The 19,758-nt window shown below is 61.4% G+C and carries 20 protein-coding genes and 2 pseudogenes; 12 read left to right on the forward strand and 10 right to left on the reverse strand.

All coding sequences use genetic code 11. The features are described from left to right. The first annotated feature begins 256 nt into the window (after positions 1–256). The 3 genes from brnQ to B3M58_RS09295 all read left to right on the forward strand — a co-directional run bounded on the left by brnQ (position 257) and on the right by B3M58_RS09295 (position 2,794). Positions 257–1,570: a branched-chain amino acid transport system II carrier protein gene (brnQ, locus tag B3M58_RS09285; protein ID WP_296218537.1), complete on the forward strand. Its 1,314-nt coding sequence runs from the start codon at positions 257–259 to the stop codon at positions 1,568–1,570. 100 nt (positions 1,571–1,670) lie between these two features. After that, the gene (locus B3M58_RS09290; protein ID WP_296218539.1) at positions 1,671–2,405 is read left to right on the forward strand and encodes a DUF599 domain-containing protein; all 735 of its coding nucleotides are present in this window, start codon (positions 1,671–1,673) and stop codon (positions 2,403–2,405) included. After that, positions 2,402–2,794, forward strand: a complete 393-nt coding sequence (locus B3M58_RS09295; RefSeq protein WP_296218541.1) for an MAPEG family protein — start codon at positions 2,402–2,404, stop codon at positions 2,792–2,794. The genes B3M58_RS09290 and B3M58_RS09295 overlap by 4 nt, the downstream gene beginning before the upstream one ends. Positions 2,795–2,851: 57 nt before the next feature. Here the strand turns inward: B3M58_RS09295 and B3M58_RS09300 are convergent, their stop codons facing one another. After that, positions 2,852–3,142 carry a hypothetical protein gene (locus B3M58_RS09300; RefSeq protein WP_296218542.1) on the reverse strand — a complete coding sequence of 97 codons (291 nt, stop codon included), beginning with the start codon at positions 3,140–3,142 and terminating at the stop codon, positions 2,852–2,854. A gap of 189 nt (positions 3,143–3,331) precedes the next feature. Between B3M58_RS09300 and B3M58_RS09305 the strand changes: the two genes are divergently transcribed. The 5 genes and pseudogenes from B3M58_RS09305 to B3M58_RS09325 all read left to right on the forward strand — a co-directional run bounded on the left by B3M58_RS09305 (position 3,332) and on the right by B3M58_RS09325 (position 8,428). Then, positions 3,332–3,808 (forward strand): PaaI family thioesterase, encoded by a 477-nt coding sequence (locus tag B3M58_RS09305; RefSeq protein ID WP_296218543.1) that lies wholly within the window; start codon positions 3,332–3,334, stop codon positions 3,806–3,808. Next, a complete protein-coding gene (locus B3M58_RS09310; RefSeq protein WP_296218544.1) occupies positions 3,805–4,251 on the forward strand; it encodes a PaaI family thioesterase in 447 nt (148 codons plus the stop codon). Before B3M58_RS09305 ends, B3M58_RS09310 begins: the two co-directional genes overlap by 4 nt. A 29-nt stretch (positions 4,252–4,280) precedes the next feature. Beyond that, complete coding sequence (locus B3M58_RS09315) at positions 4,281–5,537, forward strand: MFS transporter (RefSeq protein ID WP_296218545.1); 1,257 nt, start codon at positions 4,281–4,283, stop codon at positions 5,535–5,537. 103 nt (positions 5,538–5,640) lie between these two features. Continuing rightward, positions 5,641–7,541: pseudogene (gene htpG / locus B3M58_RS09320) on the forward strand (molecular chaperone HtpG). Positions 7,542–7,645: 104 nt separating this feature from the next. Beyond that, positions 7,646–8,428: a dienelactone hydrolase family protein gene (locus B3M58_RS09325; RefSeq protein WP_296218546.1), complete on the forward strand. Its 783-nt coding sequence runs from the start codon at positions 7,646–7,648 to the stop codon at positions 8,426–8,428. Between the two features lie 45 nt (positions 8,429–8,473). Here the strand turns inward: B3M58_RS09325 and B3M58_RS09330 are convergent, their stop codons facing one another. The 7 genes and pseudogenes from B3M58_RS09330 to B3M58_RS22560 form a co-directional block, all read right to left on the reverse strand. Then, the gene (locus tag B3M58_RS09330; protein ID WP_296218548.1) at positions 8,474–9,265 is read right to left on the reverse strand and encodes a DUF4394 domain-containing protein; all 792 of its coding nucleotides are present in this window, start codon (positions 9,263–9,265) and stop codon (positions 8,474–8,476) included. A gap of 171 nt (positions 9,266–9,436) precedes the next feature. Then, positions 9,437–10,156: an anti-sigma factor gene (locus B3M58_RS09335; RefSeq protein WP_296218550.1), complete on the reverse strand. Its 720-nt coding sequence runs from the start codon at positions 10,154–10,156 to the stop codon at positions 9,437–9,439. Further along, positions 10,153–10,701: a sigma-70 family RNA polymerase sigma factor gene (locus tag B3M58_RS09340; protein ID WP_296218551.1), complete on the reverse strand. Its 549-nt coding sequence runs from the start codon at positions 10,699–10,701 to the stop codon at positions 10,153–10,155. The genes B3M58_RS09335 and B3M58_RS09340 overlap by 4 nt, the downstream gene beginning before the upstream one ends. A gap of 103 nt (positions 10,702–10,804) precedes the next feature. Beyond that, entirely contained in the window at positions 10,805–11,665 is an 861-nt protein-coding gene (locus B3M58_RS09345) for a pirin family protein (RefSeq protein WP_296218553.1), read from the reverse strand. After that, the gene (locus B3M58_RS09350; RefSeq protein WP_296218554.1) at positions 11,662–12,063 is read right to left on the reverse strand and encodes an OsmC family protein; all 402 of its coding nucleotides are present in this window, start codon (positions 12,061–12,063) and stop codon (positions 11,662–11,664) included. The genes B3M58_RS09345 and B3M58_RS09350 overlap by 4 nt, the downstream gene beginning before the upstream one ends. 68 nt (positions 12,064–12,131) lie before the next feature. Further along, positions 12,132–12,440 (reverse strand): PDC sensor domain-containing protein, encoded by a 309-nt coding sequence (locus B3M58_RS22555; protein ID WP_414704069.1) that lies wholly within the window; start codon positions 12,438–12,440, stop codon positions 12,132–12,134. 252 nt (positions 12,441–12,692) lie between these two features. Beyond that, positions 12,693–13,523 (reverse strand): annotated as a pseudogene (locus B3M58_RS22560) (methyl-accepting chemotaxis protein); the annotation flags it as partial. A 257-nt stretch (positions 13,524–13,780) separates the two neighbouring features. On the opposite strand from B3M58_RS22560, the gene B3M58_RS09360 reads away from it, so the two are divergent. From B3M58_RS09360 to B3M58_RS09375, 4 genes are all read left to right on the forward strand, one after another. Next, complete coding sequence (locus B3M58_RS09360) at positions 13,781–14,803, forward strand: amidohydrolase family protein (RefSeq protein WP_296218557.1); 1,023 nt, start codon at positions 13,781–13,783, stop codon at positions 14,801–14,803. Between the two features lie 63 nt (positions 14,804–14,866). Further along, entirely contained in the window at positions 14,867–15,331 is a 465-nt protein-coding gene (locus B3M58_RS09365; protein ID WP_296218558.1) for a DUF3859 domain-containing protein, read from the forward strand. A 152-nt stretch (positions 15,332–15,483) separates the two neighbouring features. After that, positions 15,484–15,789 (forward strand): methyltransferase family protein, encoded by a 306-nt coding sequence (locus B3M58_RS09370; protein WP_296218559.1) that lies wholly within the window; start codon positions 15,484–15,486, stop codon positions 15,787–15,789. A 235-nt stretch (positions 15,790–16,024) separates the two neighbouring features. Continuing rightward, positions 16,025–17,650 (forward strand): methyl-accepting chemotaxis protein, encoded by a 1,626-nt coding sequence (locus B3M58_RS09375; protein ID WP_296218561.1) that lies wholly within the window; start codon positions 16,025–16,027, stop codon positions 17,648–17,650. A gap of 188 nt (positions 17,651–17,838) precedes the next feature. Here the strand turns inward: B3M58_RS09375 and fabB are convergent, their stop codons facing one another. Together fabB and fabA are read right to left on the reverse strand one after the other, a co-directional pair. Then, positions 17,839–19,059: a beta-ketoacyl-ACP synthase I gene (gene fabB, locus B3M58_RS09380; protein WP_296218562.1), complete on the reverse strand. Its 1,221-nt coding sequence runs from the start codon at positions 19,057–19,059 to the stop codon at positions 17,839–17,841. Positions 19,060–19,071: 12 nt separating this feature from the next. After that, the gene (fabA, locus tag B3M58_RS09385; RefSeq protein ID WP_296218563.1) at positions 19,072–19,587 is read right to left on the reverse strand and encodes a 3-hydroxyacyl-[acyl-carrier-protein] dehydratase FabA; all 516 of its coding nucleotides are present in this window, start codon (positions 19,585–19,587) and stop codon (positions 19,072–19,074) included. Between the last annotated feature and the right edge of the window lie 171 nt (positions 19,588–19,758).

Consider the following 19,758-nt stretch of genomic DNA (forward strand, 5'->3'; position numbering starts at 1 on the left):
AACCTATTTCAGGACTAGACACGGCCAGGGATGAACTGTTGTCGATGCGACAGCTTTTTTCACCAGTCCGACAGCCTGACCTGTGTCAGTGCCGCTGCTGCGTCAATTTCGTTAGGCTTGCAACTATTAGCGCCTGCTCCGCCACAAGCGGCTCAGGGTGCTGCAGTGGCCCCGCTTAACCGGCTGGGTGACGTTTCCCCCGATCCATCGGGAAACCCTCGGAACTTTTAACTTTCTGCCTGTGGTATTCCCTTCTATGACTCGTTTGAAAGGCTCGGATCTCCTGGCCCTCGGCTTTATGACGTTTGCGCTGTTTCTCGGCGCCGGCAACATCATTTTTCCGCCCAGCGCCGGTATGGCGGCGGGTGAAAACATCGGCCTGGCGGCGTTGGGCTTTCTGCTTACGGGCGTTGGCTTGCCGTTGTTGACCATCGTCGCCCTGGCGCGCGTGGGTGGTGGCATGGCGCTGCTCACCGCGCCGCTGGGCAAGCGCGCCGGCGTGCTGTTTGCGGTCGCGGTTTACCTGGCCATCGGCCCGCTATTTGCCACGCCGCGCACCGCAGTGGTGTCGTTCGAAATGGGTGTGGCGCCGTTCAGCGGAAACAGCAGCGCGGCGTTGCTGCTTTACACCCTGGCCTACTTTGCCGCAGTGCTATTCCTGTCCCTCAATCCTGGGCAACTGGTGGACCGCATTGGCAAGTACATCACCCCGGTGCTGTTGGCGGCGCTGTTGGTATTGGGCGGCGCTGCGCTGCTGGTTCCGGCAGGCGAGATCGGCCAGGTTTCGCCGGATTACCAGAGCGCGCCATTTGTGCAGGGTTTCTTGCAGGGCTACCTGACCATGGATACCCTCGGCGCGCTGGTGTTTGGCATCGTGATTGCCACAGCGATTCGTGACCATGGCGTGACCGATGGCAAGCTGATTACCCGTTACTCGGTAATTGCCGGCCTGATCGCTGCGGTTGGCTTGTCGTTGGTTTATCTGGCGCTGTTCTACCTCGGTGCAACCAGCCAGGGGATTGCTGGTGAAGCGCAGAATGGCGTGCAGATTCTTACCGCCTATGTGCAGCATACCTTCGGCACTGCCGGCAGCCTGCTACTGGCCGTGGTGATTACCCTGGCCTGCCTGACCACGGCTGTGGGTCTGTTGACCGCTTGCGGTGAGTTCTTCAGCAGCTTGTTGCCGGTTTCCTACCGCGCGGTGGTGATCACCTTCGGTCTGTTCAGCCTGCTGGTCGCCAACCAGGGGCTGACCCAGTTGATCAGCTTCTCGATTCCGGTACTGATCGGTTTGTACCCGCTGGCCATCGTACTGGTGGCGCTGAGTCTGCTGGATTATCTATGGTGTTCGTCAGCGCGAGTATTCCGCCCGGTGATGGCCGTGACCCTGGTGTTTGGTCTGGTTGACGGGATTGCCGCAGCTGGTGGCAAGGCCCTGATCCCGAGCTTCTTCAGCCAATTGCCATTGGCGGACCAGAGCCTCGGCTGGTTGTTGCCTGTGCTGCTGACCTTGGTCCTGGCTGTTGTGGTGGACCGCGTGCTGGGTGCGCCGAAAACCGCCGCAGCCTAAGTTCTGTTGTTTACCCCAGGCCGCTCACTGAGCGGCCTTTTTGTTGGCCAGCTGAAAGCCAGGCCTGGCTATAATCGGCGCAGGCTAACAAGGAGTCTCCATGCCGATCAGTGACTATTACCTGCCGCACCTGCTTGCCGTTATCTGGTTCGTGATCTGTTGGGGAGGCTACACCCGTTATGCGCAAGCCAAGGGGCGCACCACGCCGTGCCTGGCCAGCGTGCTGCACCTGTATCGCGAGGACTGGATGCGCCGTATGTTGCTGCGCGACAACCGCATCGCCGACGCCAATGTGATCGGCAACCTGGAGCGCAATGCGTCCTTCTTCGCCTCCAGCACCCTGATTATCCTCGCCGGTATTCTCACCGTGCTTGGCGCGTCCGATCGCGCGGTATCGCTGCTGGCTGATCTGCCATTCGTGCAGGCCGCCAGTCGCGAGATGTCTGAGGTCAAGCTGCTGTGCCTGGGGGTGGTGTTCGTCTACGCCTTCTTCACCTTCAGCTGGTGCATGCGTCAGTACAACTTCGCCGCGGTACTGGTGGGCTCGGCACCGATGATTGGCGAGCGGCATGTCACCGAACAGGAGCGCAAGGCTTTTGCAGAACGCACCGCGCGGGTGATCTCGATGGCCGCCAACCAGTTCAACCAGGGTTTGCGCGCGTATTACTTCGGCATGTCGACGCTGGCCTGGTTTATCAATCCATGGTTTTTCATGCTGGTCAGCGCAGGTGTTGTATTGGTGTTGTACCGCCGCGAGTTTCATTCCGACGTGTTGGAAGTGATGGTCTACACCCAGACTCCGGCGTTTGAGCCGAGCAAGGAGAAACACGAATGAGCTTGCCGTTTTGGTGCATCTTGATCAGCGCAGTATTGATTTTTATCGCCAAGGCTCCTGTGGCCAAGGCCATGGCGAAGGAGGGTGATGGGCATTACGACAACCATCATCCGCGTGCTCAACAGGCCCGGCTGACGGGGTTCGGCGCGCGAGCCTTGGCCGCTCACTTGAACAGTTTCGAAGCGTTCCCGTTGTTTGCCGTGGGCGTGTTGATGGCCCATGTCACGCAAACGCACGGCGTGCTGGTGGATGTGCTCGCCGTGACCTTCGTGATCGCGCGGGTGCTGTATCTGCTGTGCTATTGGGCCGATCTGCATTGGCAGCGCAGTCTGGTGTGGGTGGTGGGGTTGCTGTGCAGTCTGTTGTTGATGCTCACGCCTGCGATGTAAGCACGGCACAAACAACAAGGCCCGCATGCTGCGGGCCTTGTTATTCAAGCGAGACGGTTACTGACCTTCAACAGCATCTTTTACTTCATCACCCGCGTCTTCGACGGCGTCTGCGGCATCGTCCGCAGCGTCTTCAATTTTCTCGCCGGTGGTAGGTTCGGTACCCATCACTTCATCGGCTTTCTGCTCGATAGCATCACCCGCATCTTCAGCAGCGTCACCCATGGACTCGGCAGCTTCCGAAATAGACTCCTTAGCGGATTCCATTTTGTCTTCCGGGGTTTTCTCGCAAGCCGCAAGGCCTACTACAGCAGCGAGAAGCAGGGCATAAGTAAATGGTTTTTGCACGGTCAATACTCCTTGTAGATGTCGTTATTGCTGGGTTTCCCCAAGCATGGCTCTTTGAGCACTGTCAATTCGACGAAGTTCCCTGCGAATTGCTCGAAAGTATTCAAGACGCAGCCGCTGCGATGTGCTGCTTGAGCTGCGAAACGCTATGATGCGCGCCCTTTGTGCAGTTGTCATGGGACTGAATCGATGAGTGAAACCCTCATGTATGAGCGGGCGCAGCGCTTTTTGACGGCCTTGCGCCATTGTCAGGTGCTCGGTATGCAGGTCCACAGTGCCGATCCGCAGGGCTTGACCCTGCGTTTGCCCTACAGCCAGCACATCATCGGTAACCCGCAAACCGGGGTGATTCACGGCGGGGCGATCACCACCTTGATGGACACCACCTGCGGTATTTCCACGGTATGCGTGCTGCCTGAGTTCGAGATTTGCCCAACGCTCGATCTGCGCATCGACTACATGCACCCGGCCGAGCCGCACAAAGACGTGTTCGGTTTCGCCGAATGCTACCGGGTTACCCCCAATATCATCTTCACCCGCGGTTACGCCTACCAGGACGATCCGGCGCAACCGATCGCCCATGTCGTCGGTGCCTTTATGCGCATGGGCAAGGGCGCTCAGGGCGATAAAGGTCTCAAGCACGATATTCAAGGCGGTGGCGCATGAGCGGCCTGAACCTCAACCAGTTGGTCCGCGAGGCCCACGAAAAGAACGACTACGATTCACTGATCAGCCTGATTCCCTACGCCAAGCTGCTCGGTATCGAATGCCTACGGCTGGGCGACGACATGGTTTTTCGCCTGCCAGCGAACAAAGACAGTATCGGTAATCCGATCCTGCCGGCGATTCATGGCGGGGTGATCGCCGGTTTCATGGAGCATGCCGCCATGCTGCATCTATTGATGTTCATGGGCACCCCACATTTGCCGAAAATCATCGACTTCTCGATAGATTACCTGCGCGCCGGTCATTATCGTGACACCTATGCCCAGTGCCAGGTGTGGCGGCAAGGTCGCCGCGTCGCCAACGTGGCCATCACGGCCTGGCAAACCAAGCAAACCGAGCCGATTGCCACGGCCCGTGCGCACTTCAAGGTCGACGAGCCTTAAGCCTCGGCCTACGTATTAAGGAACTGTGAATGGATGCGTTGCTGATCCTCGGTGGCTTGCTGCTGATTCTCGCCGGCTTGGTCTGGTTGGTCATGCGGGCTTTCAGTACCAGCCTGCTGTGGGGCTGCGCCAGCCTGTTACCGCCCTTGACGTTGTTCTATGTGCTGCGCCATTGGCGCTCCGCGCGCCAGGCGGTGGGCCTCAGTGCCTTGGGTTTTATTCCGCTGATTGTCGGTTTGACCTTGCTCGCCAGCCAGGACTCGCAACGCCTGGCGGCCATTCTCAGCCTGCAGTGGCTGAAACCCGAGGTGCAGGCGCCGGCGGAGTTGGCCATCGAGTTGCACGGCGAGCTGAATGGCCAGCCGTTTGCGCCGCAACAAGGCGAGCTGATTGACGGAGTGCTCAGCCTGCGCGAAGGGCAGGATTTCTTTGCCCGGCGCGAGGTCGTGATCCGCCTGCCGCAGCCGGTGAGCGGGGCGCTGCGGCTGGATGTCCTGCCCGGCGATGCGCAGCCGTTGCCCGAGGTCGAAGTCAGTTGGTTGCTGCCCGAGCAGGAATTGCCCGAGGCGCGGCGCTTGAGCCACGGTTACACCCTGCACCTGAACTTGCAGCCGCTGGCACCGAACAAGCTGGTCGGCGATTTTCACCTGGTACTGCCGCCGCAATTCAAGACCACCCTGAGCGGCAAGGTCGAGCTGTTCAGCGATGGCCTGCGTTACCGCGATGGCCGGGTTGATCGGCATGTCGATTCGCCCGATACCGTGGCCCATGTCATCGAAGACTATTTGCAGCGGCGTTTCGCCACCCGCGCGGTGCAACTCAGCGAACTGCCGGTGTTGGCGCTGCCGGCCGAGAGCCTGGACGTGCAGGTCCAGGCGCGCATCAATGGTCAGTTGCAGCGCCTGCCGATCCTCTTGGAGAAGAGCGATGCACGGGGCTGGACGGTGCACGCGGACCGTTTCCCGGCATTGGCCGCCGTGCCCAGCGTACCGCTGGCGGGGTCGCCAGTCGCCGCCACGGCCAGTGCAGAGAGCAGCGAGCGGCAGAGCCGTCCGCTGGATCGGCGTCTGCGCTTCAGCCTGGAAGGTTTGCTGCGCAGCCCCAGCCGCTATCAAAATCTGAGCATGCGCGTGTCGACCGAGCGGGGCAGCAGCGCCGAAGGGCGTTTCCAGGGGATCGACCCCGAGGGCCGCATCATCCTGCGCCAACGGATGAGCGGGCAGGGCATGGTCAGCTACACCCTGCGGCCTGAGGAAGTCAGCAAAATCGAGCTACTGGAGCCCTGAGCGCGCTTGAGTTGCCAGCAACTACTTGAAATCCCACTGATTGCCCCCACCTGTATGACATCCGTCGCGCTGCGGCTTAGTCAACCATGTGGAGTAAGAGAGCATGAGTGTGGAAACTCAAAAAGAAACCCTGGGCTTCCAGACCGAGGTGAAGCAACTGCTGCACCTGATGATCCATTCGCTGTATTCGAACAAGGAAATCTTCCTTCGTGAGCTGATTTCCAACGCCTCCGATGCCACCGACAAACTGCGTTTCGAGGCGCTGGCCAAGCCTGAGCTGCTCGAAGGCGGCGCTGAGCTGAAGATCCGCGTCAGCTTCGATAAAGCAGCCAGGACCGTCACCCTCGAAGACAACGGCATCGGCATGAGCCGCGAGGATGCGATTACCCATCTGGGCACCATCGCCAAATCCGGCACCGCCGATTTCATGAAGCACCTGACCGGCGACCAGAAGAAGGACTCGCACCTGATCGGCCAGTTCGGCGTGGGTTTCTACTCGGCCTTTATCGTCGCCGACCAAGTGGATGTCTACAGCCGTCGCGCCGGTAGTCCGGCCAGCGAAGGGGTGCACTGGTCGAGCAAAGGCGAGGGCGAGTTCGAAGTCGCCACTGTCGACAAAGCCGAGCGCGGCACCCGCATCGTGCTGCACCTGAAAGCCGCCGAAGACGAGTTCGCCGACGGCTGGCGCCTGCGCACTATCATCAAGAAGTACTCCGACCATATCGCCTTGCCGATCGAGCTGCCGAAGGAATTCCACGGCGAAGAGAAGGACAAGCCAACAGAAGTCGAGTGGGAAACCGTCAACCGTGCCAGCGCCCTGTGGACCCGTGCGCGTACCGAGATCAAGGACGAGGAATACCAGGAGTTCTACAAGCACATCGGTCACGATTTCGAGAACCCGCTGAGCTGGAGCCACAACAAGGTCGAAGGCAAGCTGGAATACACCTCGCTGCTGTACACCCCGGCCCGCGCGCCGTTCGATCTGTATCAGCGCGAAGCGCCGCGTGGCCTGAAGCTTTATGTGCAGCGCGTGTTCGTGATGGACCAGGCCGAATCCTTCCTGCCGCTGTACCTGCGCTTTATCAAGGGTGTAGTTGACTCCAACGACCTGTCGCTGAACGTCTCCCGCGAGATCCTGCAGAAAGACCCGATCATCGACTCGATGAAGTCGGCGCTAACCAAGCGCGTGCTGGACATGCTGGAAAAACTGGCGAAGAACGAGCCCGAGCAATACCAGGGCTTCTGGAAGAACTTCGGCCAGGTGCTCAAAGAAGGCCCGGCGGAAGACTTCGCCAACAAGGAAAAGATCGCCGGCTTGTTGCGCTTTGCCTCTACCGGCAGCGACGCGGGCGAGCAGACGGTTGGCCTGGCCGATTACATCGCCCGCATGCAAGAGGGCCAGGATAAGGTCTACTACCTGACCGGCGAAACCTATGCCCAGGTGAAGAACAGCCCGCACCTGGAAGTGTTCCGTAAGAAAGGTATCGAAGTGCTGCTGCTCACCGACCGTATCGACGAGTGGCTGATGAGCTACCTGACCGAGTTCGACGGCAAGCAGTTCGTCGACGTCGCTCGCGGCGACCTGGACCTCGGCAAGCTGGATTCGGAAGAAGACAAGAAGGCCCAGGAAGAAGTCGCCAAGGCCAAAGAAGGTTCGAGCGCCTGAAAGCCGCGCTGGGCGAGCAGGTGGCCGAGGTACGGGTGTCGCATCGCCTGACCGATTCGCCGGCGATTCTGGCGATTGGCGAGCAGGACCTGGGCCTGCAGATGCGCCAGATCCTCGAAGCCAGCGGGCAGAAGGTGCCGGACTCCAAGCCGATTTTCGAGTTCAACCCCAGCCATCCGCTGATCGAGAAACTCGATGGTGAACCGGACGAAGAGCGCTTTGCCGATCTCTCGCACATCCTCTTCGACCAAGCCGCTCTGGCAGCCGGTGACAGCCTGAAAGACCCTGCGGCTTATGTGCAGCGTCTGAACAAGCTGCTGGTCGAACTCTCGGCCTGATACCTGCCGTAATGAAAAAAGCCCGCTGATGCGGGCTTTTTTCTTGGCTGTGGCGGGGTAGGCGCTACTGTTGAAGGGTTATTCATTCAACAGGAGTACGGTCGATGAAAAAGTCACTTCTACCCCTGGCGCTGATGGGCCTGGTTGGCCTTGCCGAAGCCGCCGTGGTGGTCAAGCCGGTGCCTTACGAGATTGACGGCGAAGCGTTCGAGGGCTTGCTGATCTACGACGATGCGGTAACCGCAGCGCGCCCAGGTTTGTTGATGGTGCCTAATTGGCTGTGGGTTACCGAGGATTCGGCGAAGAAGGCGGCGCGTGCGGCCGGCGACAAGTACGTGGTGTTTATGGCCGACATGTACGGCAAAGCCGTGCGGCCGACCAATGCCGATGAGGCCAAGGCCGCTGCGACCCTGGTACGCAGTGACCGACCGTTGATGCGCAAGCGTGCGCAGGCTGCCGTGGAAGTGCTCAAGGCACAAACCGCGCAGGTTGCGCTGGATGCCAGCAGGCTGGGGGCGATTGGTTTCTGCTTCGGTGGCGGCGCGGTGCTAGAACTGGCCCGCTCCGGCGCCGATCTGAAAGGCTTTGTGTCGTTTCACGGCAATCTGGATACGCCCAACCCGGCGGATGCGCAGAACATCAAGGCGCCAGTATTAGTGCTGCATGGCGCGGACGATCCGGCTGTGCCGCAGGCGCAGATCGATGGCTTTATTGCGGAAATGAAGGCGGCGAAGGCGGATTGGCAACTGGTCAGCTACGGCGGCGCGGTGCATTCGTTCACCAGTCCGGTAGCCAACGTGCCGGGGCGCAACGAATACCACCCCGTGGTGGCCGAGCGGGCGTTCACAGCCATGAACGATTTGTTCGATGAGGTGTTCACGCAGTAGCCCTGAGCCAACCGGGAAGACATGAGGTCTTCCCGGTTGAGTGGCTTACATGGCCGGTAGCACGGCGATGTCGATGATGTTGTCCGGCAGGCCGGCTACATCGCCCAGGGTGGTTGGCTTGCCGCTGGCCAGGTCGAGGGTGTGCAGGGTTTTGCCCGTCAATAGGTAGGCGGTGTTGCCGCCTTTGCCATCGCTTTGAATATCCAGCGCGGCGGCTTTCAGGCCTTCGGCGATCTTACCGACCACTTGCTGGACGCCGTCGTTTGGCGGGTTTTGCAGCATCAGGTTGCCGCTGGCGAGGTCGACGTTGTACAGCGCGGTGGCCGTGGTGCCGGCATACGCGTTGCTGTAGGCACCGGCCAGCACTTGTGCAGTCTTGCCCGCATAAGGGCCGTCAGCGGCATAGGCGACCGAGCCATCTACCACGACTTCGCCGGTTTCGACATTGACCCGGAAGCTGGTGCCGTCCGGCGCGAGCAGGCGCAGCTTATCCGCTACCGGGTTGAAGTCGATCACTGCCTGGCCACTGCCCGGCAGGCTGTTGTTCAGTTTGGCGGCAACGCTGGCAGCGCCGCTGGCCAAATCCACGGTGTACAACTGGTTATCCGCGCCCAAGGCATACAGCTTGCCGTTGGCCGGGCGGATGTCGATACCGCGTAATGGGCTGGGGCTGCTGGCCGCCATGTTGGCGCTGACTTTCAGGGTTTGTGTGTCGACCTTGAACAGCTGGCCGTCGGCGCTCAGGGCCAACAGGTTGGCGGCGCTGACGGCGCTGGCGCCCAGGCAAAGGGTGGCCGTGCTGATGGCAACAGTAAGCTGCTTGGTGAACCTGTTCATAAGAATCCTCTCTTGAGCATCTAGCATCAGTGCAAGGCTTGCCGCCTTGCAGGTGCCTCGACGAAACACCTGATAGCTATACCCATGAGTGGCGGTTTGGATGTCGCGCGCTGAAGTTTTTTTTTCAAATCCGTCTTGCGCCTGGCCGGCAGGGCGCCGGCCAGGTTCTGCTCAATTGGCTGAAGCGAGCACCGCGCGACCGATATACAGCACTTTGCCGGTTGGGCGGTTGATCGGTGAGCCGCCAACTGGCTCCAGGGTCAGCTCGAACAGTTGTCCGGCTTGCACTGCACCGATCTGCTCGGGCGTGAGCGCCAGATCCCGGCCCGGTTCGACCAGGCCCAGCGAGCGTGGCCCGATGGCGGGGTCGACCAGGGTCCAGAACTGTACCGAACGGTCTGCCGGGATCTGATCTTGCAACAGCGGTTCCAGGCGCAATGCGCCTTGGCTGTCGACATGCACGACCCAGCCCGGTTTGGCTGCTTCGCCCGGCGCTTGCAGCACCACGGTATAGCTGTTGGGTTCGATACCCGGGCGCCAGACGCCAGGCAGCAGCGCCACCACCAGGGCAATCGCCAGGGCCGCACTGGTCAGGCGCCATGCGCCAAGGTTGTTCCACCATGTCTGCCAGGTCTGTTCTTGCACGACCGCCGCTGCCGGCCCCAGCCCCAGGTTGCGCTGAATGCGCGGCCAGAGCACGGCCGATGGGGTGTGTGCGGGCAGTTGATCGCTTAGCTCCAGGAAGTGGCGTTCCCACTCCAACGCCATGCGCGCGGCGTCTTCGTCGTCTTCGAGCAGTTGGCGGACTTCAGCGCTTTCGGCTTCATCGAGCAGGCCCAGGACATATTCGCCGATCAGGGTACGGCGTTCGGCAGGCTGTTGCGGAATCATGCTTGCAAACACTCCTGCAAAGCGCGCAACCCGGCGCGGATACGGCCCTTGATGGTGCCGAGTGGGGTGGTCAGGCGAGCAGCGATCTGGTCATGGGTCAGGCCGCGGTAAAACGCCAGCAGGATTGGGTGCCGGCGCGGGCGTTCCAAGCCTTGCAGGCAGCGCCGCAGTTGCTGCTTGTCGGCTTGCTGGTCGAACAATTCGGCTGCCTGCGGGCTGTCGTCAACCACGCGTTCGATAAAATCGTCGTCCAGTTCGACCAGGCGCCCACGGCTGCGCAACTGGTTCAGTGCCCGGTAACGCAGGATGCTGTGTATCCAGGCGCGACCGCTGCCGATGGAGCGCTTGAAACGCTCGGCATTACGCCAGATTTGCACGAAGGCATCGTGCAGGCAGTCTTCCGCCTGGTCACGGCGGCCGAGCAGGGTAATCGCGAGGCCCAGCATTTGTGGTGCCTCCTGTTGGTAAAGTGCTTGAAAGGCGCGCTCATCGCGCCGGGCACACGCTTCTAAGGTGCTCTCGTAATCGAACATCGGGTCCGGCATGCAGTCTTCCTATGATCCGCCACGTTTCTGACACATCTACCGCCGCCACAGGTTATACCCGAGAGTGCGGCGGCTGGATGTGTTGCAAGTGAAACAAATTCTCTCAGCGTGGCAGTTCGATCCACACCGTTTCTCCGGGCACCGTCGGCCAGTCGCGGTTCGCCCAGCGTGCGCGGGCCTGCTCGATCAGCGCCGCCTCGCTGGCGACGAAGTTCCAATTCATCCGCCGTGGCCCCAGGGGCGTACCACCAATCAACGCCAGATGGCTGCCGCCGCAGGCGCTGAGGGTGAAGGCCTGACCTTCGGGCAGCACTGTCAGCCCGTGTAGCGGCAGTGGCTGGTCGTCGAGCAGGACTTCGCCGTCGATCAGGTACAACGCCCGCTCGGGGTGCTCGGCGGGGATCAGCAGGCTGGCGCCGGCGCTCAGTTTGAGTTCGGCGTACAGCGTGGGCGAGCGCACCGGCACTGGCGACTGCAGGCAGAATCCGCTGCCGGCGATCAGGCAGATCTGCACGCCCATGGCTTCGCTGCGTGGCAGGCTGCTGGCAGGGTGGTGGCTGTAGCTCGGCGGGCCTTGCTCGTCGGCGGCCGGCAGGGCCAGCCAGACTTGCAGACCGTGTAGCCGCGAGCCGCTTTTCAAGCTGTCGGCCGGGGTGCGTTCGACATGCGCCACGGCTTTACCGGCGGTCATCCAACTGACGTCGCCGGGCTGCACCAACTGGTCCGAGCCGAGGCTGTCCTTGTGTTGCAACTGGCCTTCGAACAGGTAGGTGAGGGTGGACAGGCCAATATGCGGGTGCTGGTTGATGTTCATGCCGCTGCCGGGCGGGTAGTGCTTTTCCAGCATGTGGTCGAAGAACACAAAAGGCCCGACGCTGCGGCAGTGTGCCGATGGCAGCGGCCGCAGGATCGGTTGCCCCGCGATATCTTCCGCGCGAGGTTGAATCAACAGCACGCCGCTCATGGCGTACGTTCGCCGAGGTGGGTGCTGACCTGCACCTCGCTGCTGGTCAGCAGTTTATGCACCGGGCATTTGTCGGCGATACGCAGCAGCTGTTGGCGTTGTGCTTCGTCCAGGGCGCCATGCAGGGTCAACTCCACGGCCAGGCGATACAGGCCCTGGCGCTCCTGGCTGTCGTCACGCTGTACCTGGACATCCACACCGCTCAGCGGCAGGCCTTTCTGTTTGGCATAGAGTGCCAGCGTCAAGGCTTTGCAGGCGCCGAGCGCGGCGTCGAATAAGTCATGCGGTTCGGGCGCCGAGCCCTCGCCGCCGAGTTCCACCGGGACATCACTGTGCAGGGTGTGCGGGCCGATATCGATGCGCTGAAGCAGGCCTTTTTCGTTGCGAATACTGATCATGAAAACTCCGGGGCGCTGAGGCCGAGTGCGTGCTACCTGAGCAGCCAGCCTAGCCCATCCCGGTTGCTTCAGACCAGCGCCGACAAGCGCACATCGGCGCCCAGCACGCGCAGCAGACGGCCGTGCTCGTCGAGGATCGGCACCGAAACGGTGAAGCAGAAAGCATCGGTGGCCGAGGAGCGGTAGACCTGGGTGATGTGGCTGCCGAGGCTGTCGGCGGCGGCCCGAAACCATGGGCGTTGGCCCCAGTTGCGGCCGCGGCAGCTGCTGCCGTCATGGCTGACATCGGCGGCAAACAGGTTCTCGGAAACCTGCACGCCGTGACGGTCGACCACGTAGAACAGCTCGAAGCGCGGGTCGCGTTTAAGCGTCTGCATCAGCAGCTGTTCGGCCTGGCCGATCTCGCCGGCCAAGCCGCTCTGCGTCGCCAGTTGCTCCACGGCGCGGCGCACTTCGCGGTGGATTTCCAGGCGGAAATCGCCGAGCCCAGCTAGCAGGCGATCGCCGTCTTCGCGAACCGCCTGGCTGTGGTGCAGCACCTGACTGGCCTTGCCAAGCAGCTCGGCGGCCACTTGGGCAATGTTTTGCACATCGCCATTGATCGAGCGCACGGCCTGGCCGATCTGTTCGGTGCCGGCAGCGATCTGTCCGACCCGGCTGTCCAGGCGGTCCATGGCTTGGCGCGTGCTGTCGAGGCCGGCGCCGACATGTTGCATGCCGGCGCGGCCGTCGGCGACCGCCTGGTGCATATCAACGCCGGCCTCGCCGAGCTGGCGCATGCCCGCGCGAAAACGCTCGATGATCCCGCCAACCTGACCGGTGGCCTCGGTGGTGTGTCCGGCCAGGCGTCTGACCTCCTCGGCCACCACGGCAAAGCCGCGACCATGCTCGCCGGCGCGGGCCGCTTCGATGGCGGCATTCAGGGCGAGCAGGTTGGTCTGCTGGGAGATGCTGGCGATCACCCCGATCACTTTGCTGACCTCGTCCAGCTGGCTGGTCAGCTGCGTGATCACCTGGTCCAGTTGCTGTTCGCGTTCGCCGATGACGTCGACCTGCTGCAACACGGTCTGGCCGCTTTGCTGGCATTGATGCAGGGTTGCGGCGACTTCCGCGGACAACTGCGCCACTTCGGCGGCCCCCGGGATCAGTTCGACATCCAGCGTCGTGGTGACCTGTTCGCTGGCGCTGGCGATCAGCTCCGAGGATTGTGCCAGCGCTTGCCCGCTGACCTGGTTGGCCGCTGCAATGTGCGCCAATTGCGGGGCGTGCGAGGCGATCCCGACGGCGGCGCCGAGGCTGGTACGGATACGTTGTTGCAGGCCGGCGCTGAAGTCGTTCAGGCGGCTCATCCAGCGATAGCTATCGGGCAGGCGCGTGGTCAGGTCATGGTGATTGAACAGGGCGTCAAGCGCGTCTTCGTCCATGGCTTTGCGGGCCGGGTTACGCAGCAACTGGAGCATGGCTTGTTCCTTCAGGGGTCTGGCTGGAACACTGCAAGCCAAGTGCCATTATCTGTGCGCCGCGTCACGCGGCGGGCGCAGGGAAATAACCGCGCACAGACGTTCCAAGCTGGTGCTTGCGCGGTCCGTGGGGGCTTTTATGGTGCCTGTCGCTTCGAGCGCCTTGGCGCGCGGGGGGCTTGTTGCGCTGCGCGGGGTGCTGAACTTGCGCCACGCTTACAGAGTCTATGCTGCTCGAACTGTCAGGAGGACGTCCCTTGCGTGTGCTTCGTTTGAGTTTTGCACTGTTTATCGGTTTGGCTGCCGGCAACGCCAGCGCCCGCGATTATCGCTACAGCGATGCTCACCTGCATTACGTCGATTTTTTCCAAGAAAGCGCCGGCATGGATGTCTTGCTCAAGCGCATGGCCGAGTCGAAGGTCGATCACGTGATGTTCTCCGGTATTCCGGTGGCGAAGAAATGGCACGAGGACGAACCCAAGCGGCCGCGCTATTACGCCGGCGATGACGCCAACGCCTACTGGTACAGCGCCACCGACACCCTGATCGCGCATGCCTACAAGCAGTTGCCGGCCGCACAGCGACAACGCTTTCACCCGTTTCTGTCGGGGTTCAACCCCAACGACAAAAACGCCGATGCGCATATCCGCCGCATGCTCGAACTCGACCCGGGGTTGTGGCAGGGCATTGGCGAGGTCTTCACCCGCCATGACGACCTCAGCGCGTTGATTCATGGCGAGGTGCCGAGGGCCAACAATGAAGCGTTGGCGCGGGTCTATCACCTGGCCGCCGAATACGATTTGCCGGTCATGCTGCACTCCAACATCACCTCCAAGCGCGAGCGCAACCCGCTGTACTTGCAGGAGCTCGAAGACCCGCTGCGCAATCATCCGCACGTGCGCTTCATCTGGGCGCATGCCGGTACCAGCATGGAAATCCATCGCCATCAGGAGAAACTGGATTTCCTCCTGGCGACCCTGCAACGCATGCTCGAGGAATATCCCAACCTGTATATCGACTTGTCCTGGACCATGCTGCGGCCCTACCTGCTGGATGAGCAGGGCAAGCCGAATGCCGAGTGGCTGCACCTGGTCAGCAGTTACCCGGCGCGCTTTATGCTCGGCTCCGACGTGGTCGGTCGTTTCGATAGCATGGGCGAGTACATGAGCGGTTTCGAGCCGTTCCTCGATGCGTTGCCGGAGGACGTGGCGCACAAGGTCGCGCGCGACAACTTCCTCAGCGTGCTACCGCGCAAGGTACAGGCCGAGCTGGCGAAGTAAGGCTGTCATTCATCTGTCACGAGGGTGTCATAGGCTCGCGCCATCCCAAACAAGGAGCGCGATATGCAATACACCCGTTTCAGTGCACTGGCGGCACTTCTGCTGATGGCTGGTCTGACGCATGCCGAAGTGCGTGTCGAAGGACCGGTGGAATACGGCGTTTTCAGCAGCCAGTATGAGGATTTCAAACCGGGCGAGCGGGTGCTGACCCGCATCAACCAGGCCATCGAGCGCAGCGAGGTAATTCCGGCCAAGCTCGGCACCAAGTTCGGCATGCGCTACAACCTGGTCGGCAAAGTGGCCAACGACACGCCGCTGACGCTGCTCTATCTGACCCCGGGTGTGGTGACCGCCGACGGCGCGCGGCATGACAAGTTCGTGGTCACGCAGACGCTGGTGCCAGGAGCGCCGCAGGATGTCATGGCATTCGAGTTCTCCGAACCGCATGAAGTGGTGGCGGGCGAGTGGCACTTCCTGGTGTTCCAAGGCGACCGCAAACTGGCCGAGCAACGCTTCCAGGTGCGCTGAACCATTGGCGCGCACCTGACTATGCTGTAGGCGGCTATGCAAGAGGGCATGCAGGTTCTGATGGTGGACGTCGCCGCCGAGGTGCGCCAGTTGTTGGTGCTCTACAGCACCTTCTTGCTCAACCACTTCGACCTGTTCGGTTTGCGCCAGGTTTGGCTGCAACTGCTCGGCAGCCCTACGCCACGCTGCCGTTCAAGACGCCGGCGCTCTACCGCATCGTCCGTCATCCGCTGTACGTCGGCTGGCTCTTTGCTTTCTGGGCGACGCCCGACATGGGCATGGCCCATGTGCTGTTCGCGCTGATGATCACGGTCTACATCCTCTCGGCGATCCAGTTGGAAGAGCGCGACCTGTGCGAGGCGCATCCGCAGTACCAGGCTTATCGTCAACAGGTGCCGATGTTGTTCCCGCGCCTGAGCAGCAAGCGCCGCAGCGAGCCACTTGAAGAACGCGCATAAGTGTTGCATTGCACCAAGGGCATCCTGTCGATGCCCTTTGGTGTTTCTGCCAAGAAGATTGCCTGCTCCCGTTTGTGAGAAAGCTAATGACCATAACGGCTTGGGAGTTTTTCTTGACGATTGACTCAAGTAGTCGGGCCGCAGTGTCGATATAGACAACAGATGTGCAACGTACCGAATTTGCCCTGTTGATATGCCCAGCCAGGGTGCCACTGCCCTTAGAAGGAAGCCCAACATGACACTGCGTAATCTCAATATCGCCCCCAGAGCCGCCTTGGGTTTTGGTCTGGTGGCGTTGTTGGTGCTTTTCCTTGGCAGTTTTGCCTTGCTACAGATGGCCAGCATGCGCGAGCAATCCGCCGAGGTGGATGAAAACTGGCTACCGGGCGTGTTGGAGCTGGGTGAATTGAGCCAAAGTATCCTGCGTTTGCGCACCATCACCCTGCGTCTGATGCTCAACCGCGATGAGCAAAGTCTGCGCGCTAACGAAGCCCGCGCGGTGCAGTTGAAAGCGGATTTATTGGCTTCCCAGGAACGCTTTGAAAGGCTGATTTCCACCCCCGAAGAGCGTGCGGTGTATCAGCGTTTTCAGACCGCCGAGCGGCTTTACCTGCAAGAGCAGGGCAAGGTCATGCAGCTTTCGCAGCAAGACTTGCTCGACGAGGCGCTGGTCGTAGTCAATGGCGAGCTGGGCCAGTATGCCGATTCGATGGCCGCAGCCCTGGCTGAATTGACCGATCTCAATCGTAGCGGCGCTACCCGCGCGGCAACGCATGCTGGTGAGGTGTTCTATAGCGCACGTACCTGGGTGCTGGTGACCATGCTGCTGGCGGGGTTGGCGACGGTGGTGCTGGCGCTGCTCTTGACGCGCAGCATCGTCACGCCGCTGAATCGCGCGCTGGAAGTGGCGGAAGTGGTGGCTGCGGGTAATCTGACTCACAACATCGTGGTCGATGGCAAAGATGAGCCGGCGCGTTTGCTGACAGCGCTGAAAACCATGCAGCAAAGCCTGCGCAGCACCATTCAGAGTATTTCCGATTCCTCCAATCAACTGGCGTCTGCTTCGGAGGAGTTGAGCGCGGTGACCGAGGATTCGACGCGTGGCCTGCATCAGCAGAACAACGAAATCGAACAAGCGGCGACCGCGGTCAATCAGATGACCACCGCTGTGGAAGAAGTGGCGCGCAATGCGGTGACCACCTCGGAGGCCTCGCGCGAGTCGAACCGCACCGCCCAGCAAGGTCGCGAGCAAGTACGCCAGACGGTCGACTCGATCAGTCACCTGGCCGACGACGTCACCGCCACCGCCGGGCAGGTCGAATTGCTGGCCGATAAGGTGCGCGACATCAGCAAAGTGCTGGACGTGATTCGTTCGATTGCCGAGCAGACCAACCTGTTGGCCCTCAACGCCGCCATCGAAGCGGCGCGTGCCGGCGATGCCGGGCGGGGCTTTGCGGTAGTGGCCGACGAGGTGCGCGCCTTGGCGCACCGTACTCAGCAGTCGACCCAGGAAATCGAGCAAATGATCAGCGGTATTCAGCAGGGCACCGATCAGGCGGTCAGTGCCATGCAAAACAGCAATACGCGGGCCCGTTCGACGCTGGATGTCGCCAAGGCCGCAGGTTTGGCGCTGGAAGAAATCGCCACGGCGATCTCGCAGATCAACGAGCGCAACCTGGTCATCGCCAGCGCCTCGGAAGAACAGGCGCAGGTGGCCCGCGAGGTTGATCGCAACCTGGTGAACATTCGCGATCTGTCCCTGCAAACCTCCGCCGGTGCCAACCAAACCAGTGCCGCCAGCCAGGAGTTGTCGCGTCTGGCGGTCGATCTGAACAGTATGGTCGGGCGCTTCAAGGTCTAGTTCGCAGGCAGGGCCGGCCGGCGCTTGCGGGCGCTGGTCTTGCGGTATCGATTGTGGTGTGTGGGCTGGCGTAGAGCGAAGCGAGACCCCACGCGCCGGCTTCTGAGCAACGCGTCTCGTGGGGACCCATCGCTGGAAATAAAAAACGGCGCCCTAGGGCGCCGTTTTTCTGTGCAGCATGGTCAGGCTTACTGGCCGGCCCAGCGCTTCAGTACCAGGGTGGCGTTGGTGCCACCGAAGCCGAAGCTGTTGCTCATTACGGTGGTGAGTTTGGCGTTCTCCACGGTCTTGAGCTGGATCGGCAGGTCGGCGATCTCTGGATCGACTTCGTCGATGTTCGCCGAGCCGGCGATGAAGTTGCCTTCCATCATCAGCATGCAGTAGATCGCTTCCTGTACGCCGGCGGCGCCCAAGGAGTGGCCGGACAGGCTCTTGGTCGAGCTGATGGCCGGTGCCTTGGCACCGAACACTTCACGTACTGCGCGGCTTTCCGCGACGTCGCCGACCGGGGTCGAGGTGCCGTGGGTGTTCAGGTAGTCGATTGGCGTGTCGACGGTGGCCAGGGCTTGCTGCATGCAGCGCACTGCGCCTTCACCGCTCGGCGCGACCATGTCATAGCCATCGGAGGTTGCGCCGTAGCCGACGATTTCCGCATAGATTTTCGCGCCACGCTTGAGGGCGTGTTCCAGTTCCTCGACCACCACCATGCCGCCACCGCCAGCGATAACGAAACCGTCACGCTTGGCGTCATAGGCGCGCGAGGCCTTTTCCGGGGTTTCGTTGTACTGGGTGGAGAGGGCGCCCATGGCGTCGAACAGGAAGCTCTGGCTCCAGTGTTCTTCTTCGCCGCCGCCAGCAAACACGATGTCTTGCTTGCCCAGTTGGATCTGCTCCATGGCGTTGCCAATGCAATGGGCGCTGGTGGCGCACGCCGAGGAGATCGAGTAGTTGACGCCCTTGATCTTGAACGGTGTGGCCAGGCAGGCGGAAACGGTGCTGCCCATGGTGCGCGGTACGCGATACGGGCCGACACGCTTGACGCCTTTCTCGCGCAGGATGTCCATGGCCTCCATCTGGTTGAAGGTGGACGCGCCGCCGGAGCCGGCGATCAAACCCACGCGTGGGTTGGAGATTTCTTCTGTGCTGAGGCCGGCATCCTTGATCGCCTGTTCCATGGACAGGTAGGCGAAGGCGGCGGCGTCGCCCATGAAGCGGTAGACCTTGCGGTCGATCAGCTCTTCCAGGTTCAGGTCGACGGAGCCGGACACTTGGCTGCGCAGGCCCATCTCGGCGTATTCCGGATTGAAACGGATACCGGCCCGACCAGCGCGAAGGTTGGCGGATACGGTTTCTTTGTCATTGCCCAGGCAAGAAACAATGCCCAGACCGGTAATCACGACGCGACGCATGGAGAAGATCCTTTAGAAACTGTCGGTGGAGGTGAACAGGCCAACCCGCAGGCCTTCGGCGCTGTAGATCTCGCGGCCATCGACGCTGACGGTGCCATCGGCGATGGCCAGAACCAGCGAGCGGGCGATGGTGCGTTTAATCTGAATGTTGTAGGTGACTTTCTTGGCGGTCGGCAGTACTTGGCCGAAGAATTTCACTTCGCCGGAACCCAGGGCACGGCCACGGCCGGGGTTGCCTTGCCAGCCGAGGTGGAAACCCACCAATTGCCACATGGCATCAAGGCCGAGGCAGCCTGGCATCACCGGGTCACCCTCGAAATGGCAAGCGAAGAACCACAGATCCGGAGTGATATCGAGTTCTGCAACGATCTCGCCTTTGCCGTACTTGCCGCCAGTTTCGCTGATGTGGGTGATGCGATCGATCATCAGCATGTTCGGCGCGGGCAGTTGCGCATTACCTGGGCCGAACAGTTCGCCGCGACTGCAGCGCAACAGGTCTTCCCGGGTGAAGGCGTTTTGTTTGGTCATGCGAGCTCCTCATTAATCCCCACGCGCCAGGGCTGGGCGAATCGTCCTGGCTGGCGCCGCACAGCATGTGCGTCTGCCAGCAGCCTAGTCATAGACTGTTGCGTTGTGGTGAAAGTCACAGCGGGTTGAGTACAGTTGTACACCCGCGCACTGCGTGTTGTCACACGAACC

Source organism: Pseudomonas sp. UBA2684, assembly GCA_002354655.1.
GTDB lineage: Bacteria > Pseudomonadota > Gammaproteobacteria > Pseudomonadales > Pseudomonadaceae > Aquipseudomonas.

Bases quoted from the DNA above. Each gene is read 5' to 3' on its own strand.
- brnQ (WP_296218537.1), top strand. From the start codon at position 257: ATGACTCGTTTGAAAGGCTCGGATCTCCTGGCCCTCGGCTTTATGACG.
- B3M58_RS09290 (WP_296218539.1), top strand. From the start codon at position 1,671: ATGCCGATCAGTGACTATTACCTGCCGCACCTGCTTGCCGTTATCTGG.
- B3M58_RS09295 (WP_296218541.1), top strand. From the start codon at position 2,402: ATGAGCTTGCCGTTTTGGTGCATCTTGATCAGCGCAGTATTGATTTTT.
- B3M58_RS09305 (WP_296218543.1), top strand. From the start codon at position 3,332: ATGAGTGAAACCCTCATGTATGAGCGGGCGCAGCGCTTTTTGACGGCC.
- B3M58_RS09310 (WP_296218544.1), top strand. From the start codon at position 3,805: ATGAGCGGCCTGAACCTCAACCAGTTGGTCCGCGAGGCCCACGAAAAG.
- B3M58_RS09315 (WP_296218545.1), top strand. From the start codon at position 4,281: ATGGATGCGTTGCTGATCCTCGGTGGCTTGCTGCTGATTCTCGCCGGC.
- B3M58_RS09325 (WP_296218546.1), top strand. From the start codon at position 7,646: ATGAAAAAGTCACTTCTACCCCTGGCGCTGATGGGCCTGGTTGGCCTT.
- B3M58_RS09330 (WP_296218548.1), bottom strand. From the start codon at position 9,265: ATGAACAGGTTCACCAAGCAGCTTACTGTTGCCATCAGCACGGCCACC.
- B3M58_RS09335 (WP_296218550.1), bottom strand. From the start codon at position 10,156: ATGATTCCGCAACAGCCTGCCGAACGCCGTACCCTGATCGGCGAATAT.
- B3M58_RS09340 (WP_296218551.1), bottom strand. From the start codon at position 10,701: ATGCCGGACCCGATGTTCGATTACGAGAGCACCTTAGAAGCGTGTGCC.
- B3M58_RS09345 (WP_296218553.1), bottom strand. From the start codon at position 11,665: ATGAGCGGCGTGCTGTTGATTCAACCTCGCGCGGAAGATATCGCGGGG.
- B3M58_RS09350 (WP_296218554.1), bottom strand. From the start codon at position 12,063: ATGATCAGTATTCGCAACGAAAAAGGCCTGCTTCAGCGCATCGATATC.
- B3M58_RS22555 (WP_414704069.1), bottom strand. From the start codon at position 12,440: ATGCAGACGCTTAAACGCGACCCGCGCTTCGAGCTGTTCTACGTGGTC.
- B3M58_RS09365 (WP_296218558.1), top strand. From the start codon at position 14,867: ATGCAATACACCCGTTTCAGTGCACTGGCGGCACTTCTGCTGATGGCT.
- B3M58_RS09375 (WP_296218561.1), top strand. From the start codon at position 16,025: ATGACACTGCGTAATCTCAATATCGCCCCCAGAGCCGCCTTGGGTTTT.
- fabB (WP_296218562.1), bottom strand. From the start codon at position 19,059: ATGCGTCGCGTCGTGATTACCGGTCTGGGCATTGTTTCTTGCCTGGGC.
- fabA (WP_296218563.1), bottom strand. From the start codon at position 19,587: ATGACCAAACAAAACGCCTTCACCCGGGAAGACCTGTTGCGCTGCAGT.